This window comes from Streptosporangium sp. NPDC002721, from assembly GCF_042888905.1.
Classification (GTDB): domain Bacteria; phylum Actinomycetota; class Actinomycetes; order Streptosporangiales; family Streptosporangiaceae; genus Streptosporangium.
Window position 1 is genome coordinate 98,110 of the sequence record NZ_JBIAQI010000027.1, and the last position, 13,562, is coordinate 111,671.

A 13,562-nucleotide genomic window follows, 5' to 3' on the forward strand; every position below is an offset into this window, starting at 1 on the left:
GTCCGGGCATCGCGTGTACCGCCCCACGGACAGGAGCCGATTCCGCCACCCCGTGGCGAGTCGTCACACGCCCGCTCACACGCCGGTACAGCATGGTTCACGCCAGCGGCCGGATGCGGCCGGCATGGCGCACGGAAGCCGGGGAGGGGACAATGCCACTCATCAATGTGAAGGTCATCGAAGGGGTGTTCACCGATGCCCAGAAGACCGAGATCGTGGAGAAACTCACCGAGGCGATGGTCGGTGTCGAGGGAGAGAACATGCGCTCCGTCACCTGGGTCCTCGTCGAGGAGGTCAAGAGCGGCGACTGGGGCATCGGCGGGAACGCGCTGACGACCGAGGCCGTGAAGGCCATGGCCGCGGGCGCGCGTAACGGCTGACAGGCGATCCGGTCGGCTCACGGCACACCGGCCGGCGCGGTCCGGCCGGCCGTCCCCGGTGTCCTCGTGCCTGGGGAGGATCTCGATGAGGGGTGGGCTCGTGTTGACGATCCGGCTGCTGGGACCGCCGGTCATCGAGCAGGACGGCCGGCCGGTCCGCTCGCCGCGAGGCCGGAAGGCATGGGCCCTTCTCGGCTACCTGCTGCTGGCGGAGCGGCCGCCCAGCCGCAGGCGTCTGGCCGAGCTGTTCTTCGGCGACGCGGACGACCCGCTGGGAGCGCTGCGGTGGACGCTCGCCGAGCCGCGCCGGGCGCTCGGCCTGCCCGGCCTGCTCGGCGGCGATCCCGTCGTCACGACGCTCGGCGACGACGTGGTCGTCGACATCCATAGGTTCACGCGTGAGCACGCCGATCCCTTCCCCACCCTCGATCTTGGCGGAGAGCTGCTCGAAGGCGTTCGCCTGACGTCCAGCCCGGAGTTCGAGTCGTGGCTGCTGGTGGAGCGGCACCGCGTCTCCGCGATGGTCGAGGCGCGGCTGCGCCAGGCGGCGATCGCCCTGCTGGCGGCCGGGCGCGCGGGGGAGGCGGTCGCGTACGCCTCGCGGGCCGTGGCGCGCAACCCGTTCGAGGAGGGCAACCACGAGTTGCTGGTCCGGAGCCTGGCCGCGGCGGGTGACCGGAACGCGGCGCTGCGGCAGGTGGCGGTGTGCGAGGACGTCCTGCGGCGCGAGCTCGGGGTCGAGGTCTCCGCAGCGCTCCGCGAGGCGGCGACGGTGAGTTCGGACTCCCCGATGGTCCCGCCGATGAGCGGTCGGGCGGCGGCCTCCAGCCAGCTCGAGGCGGGCCGCGCCGCCATCGTGGCCGGTGCCGCCGACGCCGGAGTCCAGTGCCTGCGCCGGGCGGTGTCGGAGGCGGCCCGCTGCGGGGACACCGCCCTGGGGGGACGCGCGCTGGCCGCGCTGGGGAGCGCGCTGGTCCACGCGGTGCGCGGCCGGAACGAGGAGGGGGCCGTGGTCCTCCACGAGGCGATACAGCTGGCCACCCGGGTGGGCGACCGCGTGACCGCGGTGGCGGCCCACCGGGAGCTGGGGTTCGTCGAGGTGCAGGCGGGCCGCCGCGGGACCGCCGACGCCTGGTTGGCGAAGGCCCAGGAACTGGCCGAGACCGACGGGGAGCTCGCCGCGATCCTGGGGGTTCGCGGCATGAACGCCTCCGACCACGGCGACTACCCGGCCGCCTTCGAGCACCTGGAGGAGTCGGCCGAGCGGGCCCACCGCTCCGCCGATCACCGGCAGCGGGCGTGGTCGCTGTCGATCCTGGCCCGCGCGCACCTGCACCGGGACCGCCTCGGCGATCGGACGGCGCTCGCGTCGGCCCGGCTCCTCGGCGCGGACATCGACAATCCCGCCCTGCCGCGGCTGCTGCACGACTCCTGACCGGCTGTCGACGACGCCCTCGGCGCGCCTCCCGACGCGGCCGTCCGCACCACGGCGCCCCAGGCCGTTCCCTACGCCGTCACCGCCGTTCCCTACGCCGTCACCGCCGGCCGCTCCGTCGGCGACGGGACGCGGGGCGGCCGACGGGCAGGCGGACTTTGAACCGGGTCAGGACATCGTCGGACAGGCATTCGCTCAGGCTGTCTCCCGTAATGGGTAATATTCGGCGAATCGTAATTGTAGGTTTTTTGTGGAAAAAGCGGCTGTGTTAAAGAAATCGAACTGCTGGAGCGCCATAGCTTGGCAGATCATGATTTCCGCGCGCCTGGCGTTTCGGTCGCTGATGATCCGGTTATCCTGTTGATGCCGTGGTCAGAGCAATGTTGCTGCGGAAATATCGGCCCCCCGTTAGATAATTCGACACTATTTGTCGGAATTCCTGCGGGGGGGGGTCGGCCTTGCTGCTCTGGGCTCATGTGCGGAGGAGCTTCTTCGGGAGTGCCTCGTCGGGATTTATGGTGTGTGCGGTTGGCTTGGGGCCGATAGTGTATACCTCCCCTTTCGCATCTCATGGTGATAGCAACACCCCATCATTCGTCATCACATGTGGCTCAAGTGGGACCGGTCCGACATTGCGGCTGACACGGGAGGCGCGACGCGACGGCGACCGCGCGATCGTCACGGTGCACGTCGCCAACACCGGTGACGTCGACGCGGAAGGGGCGAGTTTCGCCGAGGACCTCTCCGCCGTCCCCGGCGGCGAGACCGTGGGGGAGAGCCGGGCGACCTCGGGCGTGTTGACCCACAGCAAGCCTTTGCTCAGGTGGGAGGGCGATGTAAGCGCGGGTGACAGCATCGAGGTGCGGTACGCCGTCCGGGCGTCCGGTGACCGGATGTCCATCCCGACGGTCGACGCGCGCGCGGGGCGGAACTGCCGGAGCACGACCGCCGGCCCCGAGGCCGTTGGCACGCCGGTCGACGAGTCCGGTGCCGCCGATGCGCGTACTGACGCCCCGGCCGAGGCGCAGGCTGATGCCCCGGCCGATCTCCCGGCAGATGTCCCGGCCCGGACGCGGGTCGAAGCGCAGGCCGACGAGCGCCGTGCACCGGCCGACGGGCAGCCCGTACCGGCCGACGAGACCGATGCGACCGCCGGCCTGGCACGAAAGGGCACCGAGAGCACGAAGGGCACCGAGATCGCGGAGGGCGCCGGGAGCACCGGGAGCGCGGAGGACGAGGCCGCGCGGCCGAAGGGCTCCGCGGAGGTTCCGAGCGAGAACGGGCCGGCCCGATCGGCGGCCGAAGCGGGTGCGCGAGCGGCGCGCCGGGCGCCGATCGCCTTCTCCCAGCGTTACACGAGCAGTTACCGGGGCGCGGTGACCCGCGCGGCGAACGCGGTGGTGACCTGCTACCCCCCGCAGGTGACCAACTGCGCCACCGTCCGGAACGGCTCGGGCAACAACAGCGTCGCCTCCACCTTCATCGACGTGGACGGCGACGCGACGACGTTCAACTCCAGCACCGCCAACCTCACGCTGACGGCCGGCGCGCAGGTGACGTACGCGCGCCTGTACTGGGGCGGGCGAAGCCAGACCACGACCGACACGACGGGTTTGCCGGCCGGCAACCGCCTGGCGCCCAACATCGGTCTGCGCGGGCAGGTGCTGATCAAGGCCCCGGGCGACACCACCTACCGGACGATCACCGCTTCGGCCGCCGACATCGGCGACACCCCCGACAACGTCACCACCAACGGGATCGTCTACGGGGCCTCCGCGGACGTCACCTCCCTGGTGGCGTCGACGGGAGGGGGAACCTACTCGGTGGGAAACGTGCAGGCCGCCCGGGGGTTCGACGGCCTCGGCGCGTTCGGCGGCTGGTCGCTGGTGGTGGCCTATCGGGACGCGTCCCTGCCGTTGCGCAACATCTCGGTGTCCGACGGCTTCCTGTACCAGCAGAACGGTGCCCCGGACACCACGATCAACGTGACCGGATTCCAGACCCCGACCATCGGGTCCGTGAACGTCCAGCTGGGCGAGATCGCCTTCGACGGAGACAACGCGATCGTCGGCGACTCACTGAGCATCCAGAGCACCAACGGGCCGTTGACCGTGCTCAGCGACGCCCTCCACCCGGCGAACAACTTCTTCAACTCCACCATCGCCAATCTCGGCAGCCAGGTGACCGACCGGAACCCGACCTACACCAACACGCTCGGGTACGACTCCAACATCATCGACGCGTCGTCGGCGTTCCGTAACAACGACACCTCGGCCCGGTTCACCTTCAGCACGACGGGAGACGCCTACTGGCCGCAGGCGTTCTTCACGCAGATCGACCTCCGCCAGGCGAACGTCCAGCTGACCAAGTCCTCCCAGGTGATCGGTGGCGGGACCCCCGTGCCCGGCTCGGTCGTCCAGTACACCCTCACCGTGACCAACACGGGAGACGACAACGCCATCGGGGTGCTGCTCTTCGACCCGATCCCCGCGAACACCGTCTACGTCCCGGGGAGCATCGTCGTGGCGTCGGGACCCAACGCGGGACCCAAGACGGACGCTCCGGGGGACGACCAGGCGCAGTTCGTCGGCAACCAGGTCAGCGCGCAGCTGGGAACCGGGGCGAACGCCACGAGCGGCGGCACCCTGGGACCGGGGCAGTCCACCTCCGTGACGTTCCGGGTCACCCTCGGCCCCAACTCGCCCGGCACGACGGTGACCAACACCGCGAGCGTCAGGTTCGCCAGTGCCGACACGCCGACCCAGCAGGGAACGTCCGCCGGGAACGCCTCGACGGTGGTTCCCGTGCAGATCTCGTCGCTGGCGTTGCAGAAGACGGCGTCCCCGAGCACGGTGACGGCGCCGGGCCAGACCGTGACGTACTCGTACGTCATCACCAACACCGGTGACACCACCCTCACCGGCGTGGGGGTGACGAACACGTCGTTCTCGGGGTCGGGGACGCCGTCGGCGATCACGTGTCCGGTGACGACGCTGGCTCCGCGGGCGTCGACGACGTGTACGAGGACGTATGTGACCACGCAGGCCGACATCGACGCGGGCTCGATCGTGAACACCGCGACCGCCTCCGGTACGCCGCCGACGGGTCCGGCGGTGACGTCTGCGCCGTCGACGGCGACGGTGACGGCCGCGTCGTCTCCCAGCCTGGCGTTGCTGAAGACGGCGTCGCCGAGCACGACGACGGCGGCGGACCGGACGATCACGTACTCCTACCTGGTCGTCAACACCGGTAACACCACGTTGACGGGTGTGGGGGTGACGAATACGGCGTTCTCGGGGTCGGGGACGCCGTCGGCGATCACGTGTCCGGTGACGACGCTGGCGCCGCAGGCGTCGACGACGTGTACCAGCACGTATGTGACGACGCAGGCGGATGTGAACGCGGGTTCGATCGTGAACACGGCGACCGCCTCCGGGACGCCGCCGACGGGTCCGGCGGTGACGTCTGCGCCGTCGACGGCGACGGTCACGATCACGGCGGCTCCCAGCCTGACGCTGTTGAAGACGGCGTCGCCGAGCACGACGACGGCGGCGGGCCGGACGATCACCTACTCCTACCTGGTCACCAACACGGGTAACACGACGTTGACCGGTGTGAGTGTGGTGGACACGTCGTTCTCGGGGACGGGGACGCCGTCGGCGATCACGTGTCCGGTGACGACGCTGGCCCCGCAGGCGTCGACGACGTGTACGAGGACGTATGTGACCACGCAGGCCGACATCGACGCGGGCTCGATCGTGAACACCGCGGTCGCCTCCGGTACGCCGCCGACAGGTCCGGCGGTGACGTCGGCCGCGTCGACGGCGACGGTGACCATCACGGCGGCTCCCGGCCTGGCGTTGCTGAAGACGGCGTCGCCGAGCGTGGTGACGTCGGCGGGCCGGACGATCACGTACTCCTACCTGGTCACCAACACGGGTAACACGACGTTGACGGGTGTGGGGGTGACGAGCACGGCGTTCTCGGGGTCGGGGACGCCGTCGGCGATCACGTGTCCGGTGACGACGTTGGCGCCGCAGGCGTCGACGACGTGTACCAGCACGTATGTGACGACGCAGGCGGATGTGAACGCGGGTTCGATCGTGAACACGGCGGTGGTGTCGGGGACGCCGCCCACCGGCCCACCGGTGACGTCTGCGCCGTCGACGGCGACGGTGACCATCACGGCGACTCCCAGCCTGACCCTGTTGAAGACGGCGTCGCCGAGCACGACGACGGCGGCGGGATTGACGATCACCTACTCCTACCTGATCGTCAACACGGGTAACACGACGTTGACGGGTGTGGGGGTGACGAGCACGGCGTTCTCGGGGTCGGGGACGCCGTCGGCGATCACGTGTCCGGTGACGACGTTGGCGCCGCAGGCGTCGACGACGTGTACCAGCACGTATGTGACGACGCAGGCGGATGTGAACGCGGGTTCGATCGTGAACACGGCGGTGGCGTCGGGGACGCCGCCCACCGGCCCACCGGTGACGTCTGCGCCGTCGACGGCGACGGTCACGATCGTGGCGGCTCCCAGCCTGACGCTGTTGAAGACGGCGTTGCCGAGTTCGGTGACGGCGGCAGACCGGACGATCACCTACTCCTACCTGATCGTCAACACGGGCAACACGACGTTGACCGGTGTGAGTGTGACGAACACGTCGTTCTCCGGTTCGGGGACGCCGTCGGCGATCACGTGTCCGGTGACGACGTTGGCGCCGCAGGCCTCGACGACGTGTACGAGGACGTACGTGACCACGCAGGCCGACGCGGACGCCGGTGCGATCGTGAACACCGCGACGGCGTCGGGGACGCCGCCGACGGGTCCGGCGGTGACGTCTGCGCCGTCGACGGCGACGGTCACGATCACGCCGGCTCCCGGCCTGGCGTTGCTGAAGACGGCGTCGCCGAGCGTGGTGACGGCGGCGGGATTGACGATCACGTACTCCTACCTGGTCACCAACACCGGTAACACGACGTTGACCGGTGTGGGGGTGACGAACACGGCCTTCTCGGGGACGGGGACGCCGTCGGCGATCACGTGTCCGGTGACGACGCTGGCGCCGCAGGCGTCGACGACGTGTACCAGGACGTACGTGACGACGCAGGCGGATGTGAACGCGGGCTCGATCGTGAACACCGCGACCGCCTCCGGGACGCCGCCGACGGGTCCGGCGGTGACGTCTGCGCCGTCGACGGCGACGGTCACGATCACGGCGGCTCCCGGCCTGACGCTGTTGAAGACGGCGTCACCGACCACGACGACGGCGGCCGACCGGACGATCACCTACTCCTACCTGGTCGTCAACACGGGTAACACCACGTTGACGGGTGTGGGGGTGACGAGCACGGCGTTCTCGGGGTCGGGGACGCCGTCGGCCGTCACCTGTCCGGTGACGACGCTGGCTCCGCAGGCGTCGACGACGTGTACCAGCACGTACGTGACGACGCAGGCGGATGTGAACGCGGGCTCGATCGTGAACACGGCGGTGGCGTCGGGGACGCCGCCGGTGGGTCCGCCGGTGGCGTCCCCGCCGTCGACGGCGACGGTGACCATCCCGGCCGCTCCCAGCCTGACGCTGTTGAAGACGGCAGCACCGAGCGTGGTGACGGCGGCGGGATTGACGATCACGTACTCCTACCTGGTCGTCAACACGGGTAACACGACGTTGACGGGTGTGGGGGTGACGAGCACGGCGTTCTCGGGGTCGGGGACGCCGTCGGCGATCACGTGTCCGGTGACGACGCTGGCTCCGCAGGCGTCGACGACGTGTACCAGGACGTACGTGACGACGCAGGCGGATGTGAACGCGGGCTCGATCGTGAACACCGCGACCGCCTCCGGTATCCCGCCGACGGGTCCGCCCGTGGCCTCTGATCCGTCGACGGCGACGGTCACGATCACGGCGGCTCCCAGCCTGACGCTGTTGAAGACGGCGTCGCCGAGCGTGGTGACGGCGGTAGACCGGACGATCACCTACTCCTACCTGGTCGTCAACACCGGTAACACGACGTTGACGGGTGTGGGGGTGACGAGCACGGCCTTCTCGGGGACGGGGACGCCGTCGGCCGTCACCTGTCCGGTGACGACGCTGGCGCCGCAGGCCTCGACGACGTGTACCAGCACATACGTGACCACACAGGCGGACGTGAACGCGGGCTCGATCGTGAACACGGCGGTGGCGTCGGGGACGCCGCCCACCGGCCCACCGGTGACGTCCCCGCCGTCGACGGCGACGGTGACCATCACCGCTGCTCCCAGCCTGACGTTGCTGAAGTCGGCGTTGCCGAGCGTGGTGACGGCGGCGGGATTGACGATCACCTACTCCTATCTGGTCGTCAACACGGGCAACACGACATTGACCGCATTGAGCGTGACGGACACGTCGTTCTCTGGGTCGGGGCCACCGCCGGTGGTGACATGTCCGGTGACGACGCTGGCCCCGCAGGCGTCGACGACGTGTACCAGCACGTACGTGACGACGCAGGCGGATGTGAACGCGGGGTCGGTGGTGAACACGGCGGTGGCGTCGGGTACGCCGCCGGTGGGTCCGGCGGTCGCGTCGGCTCCGTCGACGGCGACGGTGACCATCACCGCTGCTCCCAGCCTGGCACTGCAGAAGACGGCGTCGCCGAGCACGACGACGGCGGAGGGCCGGACGATCACCTACTCCTATCTGATCGTCAACACGGGCAACACGACGTTGACGGGTGTCGGTGTGGTGGACACGTCGTTCTCGGGGACGGGGCCACCGCCGGTGATCACGTGTCCGGTGACGGCGTTGGCCCCGCAGGCGTCGACGACGTGTACCAGCACGTACGTGACGACGCAGGCGGATGTGGACGCGGGGTCGATCGTGAACACCGCGGTGGCGTCGGGGACGCCGCCCACCGGCCCGCCGGTGGCCTCTGATCCGTCGACGGCGACGGTGACCATCGTGGCGGCTCCCGGTTTGACGCTGTTGAAGACGGCGTCGCCGAGCGTGGTCACGGCGGAGGGCCGGACGATCACCTACTCCTATCTGGTCGTCAACACGGGTAACACGACGTTGACCGGTGTGAGTGTGGTGGACACGTCGTTCTCGGGGACGGGCGTGCCTCCGGTGGTCACGTGCCCGGTGACGACGCTGGCGCCGCAGGCCTCGACGACCTGCACGGGCACCTACGTGGTCACGCAGGCCGATGTGGACGCCGGTTCGATCGTGAACACCGCGACGGCGTCGGGCACTCCACCGGTGGGTCCCGCGGTGACCTCCGATCCGTCGACCGTGACGGTGATCGCCGCGCCGGATCCGGAACTGTCACTGCTGAAGACCGCCTTCCCCTCGGCGGTGGAGGCCGCGGGGCAGACGATCACTTACTCCTATCTGGTCGTCAACACGGGTAACACGACGTTGACCGGTGTGAGTGTGGTGGACACGTCGTTCTCGGGGACGGGGACACCTCCGGTGGTCACCTGTCCGGTGACGACGCTGGCGCCGCAGGCCACGACGACCTGCACGGGCACCTACGTGGCCACGCAGGCCGATGTGGACGCGGGATCCATCGTGAACACGGCGGTCGCCTCGGGCACTCCGCCGGTAGGCCCCGCGGTCGTGTCCGCCCCGTCGACGGCGACGGTCACCGGAGAGCCGGCCGCCGGCCTGTCACTGCTGAAGACGGCCTCGCCGAGCACGGTGGTGGCGGCGGGCCGGACGATCACTTACTCCTACCGGGTCGTCAACACCGGTAACGCGACGTTGACGGCTTTGAGCGTGGTGGACACGTCGTTCTCGGGGTCGGGGGCGCCTCCGGTGGTGACGTGCCCGGTGACGACGCTGGCGCCGCAGGCGTCGACGACGTGTACGAGCACGTATGTGACGACGCAGGCCGACATCGACGCGGGGACGGTCGTGAACACCGCGGTGGCGTCGGGGACGCCGCCCACCGGCCCGCCGGTGGCGTCCGACTCGTCGACGGCGACGGTGACGGCCGTCCCGGCTCCCAGCCTGGCGTTGCTGAAGACGGCGGCGCCGGCCACGGTGACGGCGGCGGACCGGACGATCACCTATTCGTACGCGGTCGTCAACACGGGCAACACGACGTTGACCGCTTTGAGCGTGACGGATACGACGTTCTCGGGGACGGGGACGCCTCCGGTGGTGACGTGTCCGGTGACGACGCTGGCGCCGCAGGCGTCGACGACCTGCACCAGCACGTATGTGACGACGCAGGCCGACATCGACGCGGGGACGGTCGTGAACACGGCGGTCGCCTCGGGCACTCCGCCCACCGGCCCGCCGGTGGCCTCCAATCCGTCGACGTCGACGGTGACCGCCGAGACGGCTCCCAGTCTGGCGTTGTTGAAGACGGCGGCGCCGAGCACGGTGGTGGCGGCGGGCCGGACGATCGTCTACTCCTACCGGGTCGTCAACACCGGTAACACGACGCTGACCGCTTTGAGCGTGGCGGACACGTCCTTCTCGGGTTCGGGGCCGCCCGCGGTGATCAGCTGCCCGGTGACGACGCTGGCGCCGCAGGCCACGACGACCTGTACCAGCACGTACACGATCACGCAGGCCGACATCGACTCGGGCTCGGTGGTGAACACGGCGGTCGCCTCGGGCACCCCGCCCACCGGCCCGCCGGTGGCGTCCGATCCGTCGACGTCGACGGTGACGATCGTGGTGGCTCCCAGTCTGGCGTTGTTGAAGACGGCGGCGCCGAGCACGGTCGCGGCGGCGGGCCGGACGATCGTCTACTCCTACCGGGTCGTCAACACCGGTAACACGACGCTGACCGGCGTGAGCGTGGTGGACACGTCGTTCTCGGGGACGGGCGCGCCCCCGGTGGTCACCTGCCCGGCGACGCCACTGGCGCCGGAGGCCACGACGACCTGCACCAGCACGTATGTGACGACACAGGCCGACATCGACGCGGGGTCGATCGTGAACACCGCGGTGGCGTCGGGGACGCCGCCCACCGGCCCGCCGGTGGCGTCGGCTTCCTCGACGACGACGGTGACGGCCGCCCCGGCTCCCAGCCTGGCGTTGCTGAAGACGGCGGCGCCGAGCGTGGTCACGGCGGCGGGCCCGACGATCACCTATTCCTATGTGGTCGTCAACGACGGCAACGTCACGTTGACGGGTGTGGGCGTGGTGGACACGTCGTTCTCGGGGGCGGGGCCACCTCCGGTGGTCACCTGCCCGGTGACGACGTTGGCCCCGCAGGCCACGACGACCTGTACCAGCACGTATACGATCACGCAGGCCGACATCGACGCGGGTTCGGTCGTGAACACGGCGGTCGCCTCGGGCACTCCGCCCACCGGCCCGCCGGTGGCCTCCAATCCGTCGACGGCGACGGTGACGGCCGCCGCGGCTCCCAGCCTGGTCCTGTTGAAGACGGCGGCACCGAACACGGTCGCGGCAGCCGGCCGGACGATCACCTATTCCTACGCGGTCGTCAACACCGGTAACACGACGTTGACGGCTTTGAGCGTCGTGGACACGTCGTTCTCGGGGTCGGGTGCGCCTCCGGTGGTGACGTGTCCGGTGACGACGCTGGCGCCGCAGACCTCGACGACCTGTACCAGTACGTACACGGTCACGCAGGCCGACATCGACGCGGGCTCGATCGTGAACACCGCGGTGGCGTCGGGGACGCCGCCGACGGGTCCGCCGGTGGCGTCCGATCCGTCGACGGCGACGGTGACGGCTGTCCCGGCTCCCAGCCTGGCGTTGCTGAAGACGGCGTCGCCGGCCACGGTCGCGGTGGCGGGCCGGACGATCACCTATTCCCATGTGGTCGTCAACACGGGCAACACGACGCTGACCGGCGTGGGCGTGGTGGACACGTCGTTCTCGGGGTCGGGGACACCTACAGTGATCACCTGCCCGGCGACGGCGCTGGCACCCCAGGCCACGACGACCTGTACCAGTACGTACACGGTCACGCAGGCCGACATCGACGCGGGCTCGATCGTGAACACCGCGGTGGCGTCGGGGACGCCGCCGACGGGTCCGCCGGTGGCGTCCGATCCGTCGACGGCGACGGTGACGGCCGAGTCGGTTCCGAGCCTGGCGTTGTTGAAGACGGCGTCGCCGAGCACGGTCGCGGTGGCGGGCCGGACGATCACCTATTCCTATGTGGTCGTCAACTCGGGCAACACGACGCTGACCGGTGTGGGGGTGACGAACACGGTGTTCTCGGGGGCGGGGGTGCCACCGGTGGTGACATGTCCGGTGACGACGTTGGCCCCGCAGGCGTCGACGACCTGTACCAGCACGTATACGATCACGCAGGCCGACATCGACGCGGGTTCGGTGGTGAACACGGCGGTCGCCTCGGGCACCCCGCCGACGGGTCCGCCGGTGGCGTCCGATCCGTCGACGGCGACGGTGACGGCTGTCCCGGCTCCCGGCCTGGCGTTGCTGAAGACGGCGTCGCCGGCCACGGTCGTGGCGGCGGGCCGGACGATCACCTATTCGTACGCGGTCGTCAACACGGGCAACACGACGTTGACGGCTTTGAGCGTGGTGGACACGTCGTTCTCGGGGTCGGGGGCGCCTCCGGTGGTGACGTGTCCGGTGACGACGCTGGCGCCGCAGGCCACGACGACCTGTACCAGCACGTACACGGTCACGCAGGCCGACATCGACGCGGGTTCGGTGGTGAACACGGCGGTCGCCTCCGGTACTCCGCCGACGGGTCCGCCGGTGGCGTCCGATCCGTCGACGGCGACGGTGACGGCTGTCCCGGCTCCCAGCCTGGCGTTGCTGAAGACGGCGGCGCCGAGCACGGTGGTGGCGGCGGGCCGGACGATCATCTACTCCTACCGGGTCGTCAACACCGGTAACACGACGCTGACCGCTTTGAGCGTGGCGGACACGTCCTTCTCGGGTTCGGGGACACCCGCGGTGATCAGCTGCCCGGTGACGACGCTGGCGCCGCAGGCCACGACGACGTGCACCAGCACGTATACGATCACGCAGGCCGACATCGACGCGGGGTCGGTGGTGAACACGGCCGTGGCGTCGGGGACGCCGCCGACGGGCCCGCCGGTGGTCTCTGGTCCGTCGACGGCGACGATCATCATTCCCCTGGTTCCCAGCCTGGCGTTGTTGAAGACGGCGGCGCCGGCCACGGTGACGGCGGCGGACCGGACGATCACTTTCTCGTACGCGGTCGTCAACACCGGTAATACGACGTTGACGGCTTTGAGCGTGGCGGATGCGTCGTTCTCGGGGACGGGTGCGCCTCCGGTGGTGACGTGTCCGGTGACGACGCTGGCGCCGCAGGCGTCGACGACGTGTACGAGCACGTATGTGACGACGCAGGCCGACATCGACGCGGGGTCGATCGTGAACACGGCGGTGGCGTCGGGGACGCCGCCGACGGGTCCGCCGGTGGCGTCTGATTCGTCGACGTCGACGGTGACGGCCGAGACGGCCCCCAGCCTGGCGCTGTTGAAGACGGCGTCGCCGAGCACGGTGACGGCGGCGGACCGGACGATCGTCTATTCGTACACGGTCGTCAACACCGGTAACACGACGTTGACGGCTTTGAGCGTGGCGGATACGTCGTTCTCGGGTTCGGGTGCGCCTCCGGTGGTGACGTGTCCGGTGACGACGCTGGCACCCCAGGCCACGACGACCTGCACCGGTACGTATGTGACGACGCAGGCCGACATCGACGCGGGGTCGATCGTGAACACGGCGGTGGCGTCGGGGACGCCGCCGACGGGTCCGCCGGTGGCGTCT

At 69.9% G+C, this 13,562-nt stretch carries 29 protein-coding genes and 1 pseudogene; 3 read left to right on the plus strand and 27 right to left on the minus strand.

All coding sequences use genetic code 11. The features are described from left to right. Positions 1-152: 152 nt before the first annotated feature. Positions 153-380, plus strand: a complete 228-nt coding sequence (locus ACFYWM_RS33635; protein WP_389922157.1) for a 4-oxalocrotonate tautomerase family protein — start codon at positions 153-155, stop codon at positions 378-380. An 85-nt stretch (positions 381-465) separates the two neighbouring features. Next, positions 466-1,815, plus strand: a complete 1,350-nt coding sequence (locus ACFYWM_RS33640; protein ID WP_389922160.1) for a BTAD domain-containing putative transcriptional regulator — start codon at positions 466-468, stop codon at positions 1,813-1,815. A 1,408-nt stretch (positions 1,816-3,223) separates the two neighbouring features. Here ACFYWM_RS33640 and ACFYWM_RS33645 read toward each other — a convergent pair. The 20 genes from ACFYWM_RS33645 to ACFYWM_RS33740 all read right to left on the minus strand — a co-directional run bounded on the left by ACFYWM_RS33645 (position 3,224) and on the right by ACFYWM_RS33740 (position 10,531). After that, positions 3,224-3,505, minus strand: coding sequence for a hypothetical protein (locus tag ACFYWM_RS33645; RefSeq protein ID WP_389922162.1), 282 nt, complete (start codon positions 3,503-3,505; stop codon positions 3,224-3,226). Between the two features lie 204 nt (positions 3,506-3,709). Beyond that, on the minus strand, positions 3,710-3,973 hold the full coding sequence (locus tag ACFYWM_RS33650) for a hypothetical protein (RefSeq protein ID WP_389922164.1): 264 nt from the start codon (positions 3,971-3,973) through the stop codon (positions 3,710-3,712). 342 nt (positions 3,974-4,315) lie between these two features. Next, positions 4,316-5,038, minus strand: a complete 723-nt coding sequence (locus ACFYWM_RS33655; RefSeq protein ID WP_389922167.1) for a hypothetical protein — start codon at positions 5,036-5,038, stop codon at positions 4,316-4,318. Between the two features lie 6 nt (positions 5,039-5,044). Further along, entirely contained in the window at positions 5,045-5,383 is a 339-nt protein-coding gene (locus ACFYWM_RS33660; RefSeq protein ID WP_389922170.1) for a hypothetical protein, read from the minus strand. 6 nt (positions 5,384-5,389) lie between these two features. Further along, positions 5,390-5,728 carry a hypothetical protein gene (locus ACFYWM_RS33665; RefSeq protein WP_389922172.1) on the minus strand — a complete coding sequence of 113 codons (339 nt, stop codon included), beginning with the start codon at positions 5,726-5,728 and terminating at the stop codon, positions 5,390-5,392. Positions 5,729-5,734: 6 nt separating this feature from the next. Beyond that, positions 5,735-6,073 (minus strand): hypothetical protein, encoded by a 339-nt coding sequence (locus ACFYWM_RS33670; protein WP_389922176.1) that lies wholly within the window; start codon positions 6,071-6,073, stop codon positions 5,735-5,737. Between the two features lie 6 nt (positions 6,074-6,079). Continuing rightward, positions 6,080-6,418: a hypothetical protein gene (locus tag ACFYWM_RS33675; protein ID WP_389922178.1), complete on the minus strand. Its 339-nt coding sequence runs from the start codon at positions 6,416-6,418 to the stop codon at positions 6,080-6,082. Between the two features lie 6 nt (positions 6,419-6,424). Beyond that, positions 6,425-6,763, minus strand: coding sequence for a hypothetical protein (locus tag ACFYWM_RS33680; RefSeq protein WP_389922181.1), 339 nt, complete (start codon positions 6,761-6,763; stop codon positions 6,425-6,427). Between the two features lie 6 nt (positions 6,764-6,769). After that, positions 6,770-7,108, minus strand: a complete 339-nt coding sequence (locus ACFYWM_RS33685; RefSeq protein WP_389922185.1) for a hypothetical protein — start codon at positions 7,106-7,108, stop codon at positions 6,770-6,772. Positions 7,109-7,114: 6 nt separating this feature from the next. Continuing rightward, the gene (locus tag ACFYWM_RS33690) at positions 7,115-7,453 is read right to left on the minus strand and encodes a hypothetical protein (protein ID WP_389922190.1); all 339 of its coding nucleotides are present in this window, start codon (positions 7,451-7,453) and stop codon (positions 7,115-7,117) included. Between the two features lie 6 nt (positions 7,454-7,459). After that, positions 7,460-7,798 carry a hypothetical protein gene (locus ACFYWM_RS33695; protein ID WP_389922192.1) on the minus strand — a complete coding sequence of 113 codons (339 nt, stop codon included), beginning with the start codon at positions 7,796-7,798 and terminating at the stop codon, positions 7,460-7,462. A 6-nt stretch (positions 7,799-7,804) separates the two neighbouring features. Continuing rightward, positions 7,805-8,143 (minus strand): hypothetical protein, encoded by a 339-nt coding sequence (locus tag ACFYWM_RS33700; protein WP_389922194.1) that lies wholly within the window; start codon positions 8,141-8,143, stop codon positions 7,805-7,807. Between the two features lie 6 nt (positions 8,144-8,149). Continuing rightward, complete coding sequence (locus ACFYWM_RS33705) at positions 8,150-8,488, minus strand: hypothetical protein (protein ID WP_389922197.1); 339 nt, start codon at positions 8,486-8,488, stop codon at positions 8,150-8,152. Between the two features lie 6 nt (positions 8,489-8,494). Next, positions 8,495-8,833 carry a hypothetical protein gene (locus tag ACFYWM_RS33710; protein WP_389922200.1) on the minus strand — a complete coding sequence of 113 codons (339 nt, stop codon included), beginning with the start codon at positions 8,831-8,833 and terminating at the stop codon, positions 8,495-8,497. Between the two features lie 6 nt (positions 8,834-8,839). Further along, on the minus strand, positions 8,840-8,977 hold the full coding sequence (locus ACFYWM_RS33715) for a hypothetical protein (RefSeq protein WP_389922203.1): 138 nt from the start codon (positions 8,975-8,977) through the stop codon (positions 8,840-8,842). A 6-nt stretch (positions 8,978-8,983) separates the two neighbouring features. Continuing rightward, the gene (locus tag ACFYWM_RS33720; protein WP_389922206.1) at positions 8,984-9,178 is read right to left on the minus strand and encodes a hypothetical protein; all 195 of its coding nucleotides are present in this window, start codon (positions 9,176-9,178) and stop codon (positions 8,984-8,986) included. Positions 9,179-9,328: 150 nt separating this feature from the next. Then, the gene (locus tag ACFYWM_RS33725; protein ID WP_389922209.1) at positions 9,329-9,523 is read right to left on the minus strand and encodes a hypothetical protein; all 195 of its coding nucleotides are present in this window, start codon (positions 9,521-9,523) and stop codon (positions 9,329-9,331) included. A gap of 6 nt (positions 9,524-9,529) precedes the next feature. Beyond that, positions 9,530-9,868, minus strand: a complete 339-nt coding sequence (locus tag ACFYWM_RS33730; protein ID WP_389922211.1) for a hypothetical protein — start codon at positions 9,866-9,868, stop codon at positions 9,530-9,532. Further along, positions 9,869-10,186 carry a hypothetical protein gene (locus ACFYWM_RS33735; RefSeq protein ID WP_389922213.1) on the minus strand — a complete coding sequence of 106 codons (318 nt, stop codon included), beginning with the start codon at positions 10,184-10,186 and terminating at the stop codon, positions 9,869-9,871. 33 nt (positions 10,187-10,219) lie between these two features. Continuing rightward, a complete protein-coding gene (locus ACFYWM_RS33740) occupies positions 10,220-10,531 on the minus strand; it encodes a hypothetical protein (protein ID WP_389922216.1) in 312 nt (103 codons plus the stop codon). Between ACFYWM_RS33740 and ACFYWM_RS33745 the strand changes: the two are divergent. Continuing rightward, a pseudogene (locus ACFYWM_RS33745) lies at positions 10,488-10,577 on the plus strand (hypothetical protein); the annotation flags it as partial. The gene ACFYWM_RS33740 and the pseudogene ACFYWM_RS33745 overlap by 44 nt on opposite strands. Here the strand turns inward: ACFYWM_RS33745 and ACFYWM_RS33750 are convergent. The 7 genes from ACFYWM_RS33750 to ACFYWM_RS33780 form a co-directional block, all read right to left on the minus strand. After that, positions 10,565-10,903 carry a hypothetical protein gene (locus ACFYWM_RS33750; RefSeq protein WP_389922220.1) on the minus strand — a complete coding sequence of 113 codons (339 nt, stop codon included), beginning with the start codon at positions 10,901-10,903 and terminating at the stop codon, positions 10,565-10,567. The pseudogene ACFYWM_RS33745 and the gene ACFYWM_RS33750 overlap by 13 nt on opposite strands. A gap of 6 nt (positions 10,904-10,909) precedes the next feature. Then, positions 10,910-11,248 carry a hypothetical protein gene (locus ACFYWM_RS33755; RefSeq protein WP_389922223.1) on the minus strand — a complete coding sequence of 113 codons (339 nt, stop codon included), beginning with the start codon at positions 11,246-11,248 and terminating at the stop codon, positions 10,910-10,912. A 6-nt stretch (positions 11,249-11,254) separates the two neighbouring features. Then, complete coding sequence (locus ACFYWM_RS33760) at positions 11,255-11,593, minus strand: hypothetical protein (protein WP_389922226.1); 339 nt, start codon at positions 11,591-11,593, stop codon at positions 11,255-11,257. Positions 11,594-11,944: 351 nt separating this feature from the next. Further along, positions 11,945-12,283: a hypothetical protein gene (locus ACFYWM_RS33765; protein WP_389922229.1), complete on the minus strand. Its 339-nt coding sequence runs from the start codon at positions 12,281-12,283 to the stop codon at positions 11,945-11,947. After that, complete coding sequence (locus ACFYWM_RS33770; protein WP_389922231.1) at positions 12,284-12,628, minus strand: hypothetical protein; 345 nt, start codon at positions 12,626-12,628, stop codon at positions 12,284-12,286. It abuts the gene before it with no gap. A gap of 6 nt (positions 12,629-12,634) precedes the next feature. Then, the gene (locus ACFYWM_RS33775) at positions 12,635-13,291 is read right to left on the minus strand and encodes a hypothetical protein (protein ID WP_389922234.1); all 657 of its coding nucleotides are present in this window, start codon (positions 13,289-13,291) and stop codon (positions 12,635-12,637) included. 27 nt (positions 13,292-13,318) lie between these two features. Continuing rightward, a partial coding sequence (locus ACFYWM_RS33780) for a hypothetical protein (RefSeq protein WP_389922236.1) occupies positions 13,319-13,562 on the minus strand: 244 nt, incomplete at its 5' end.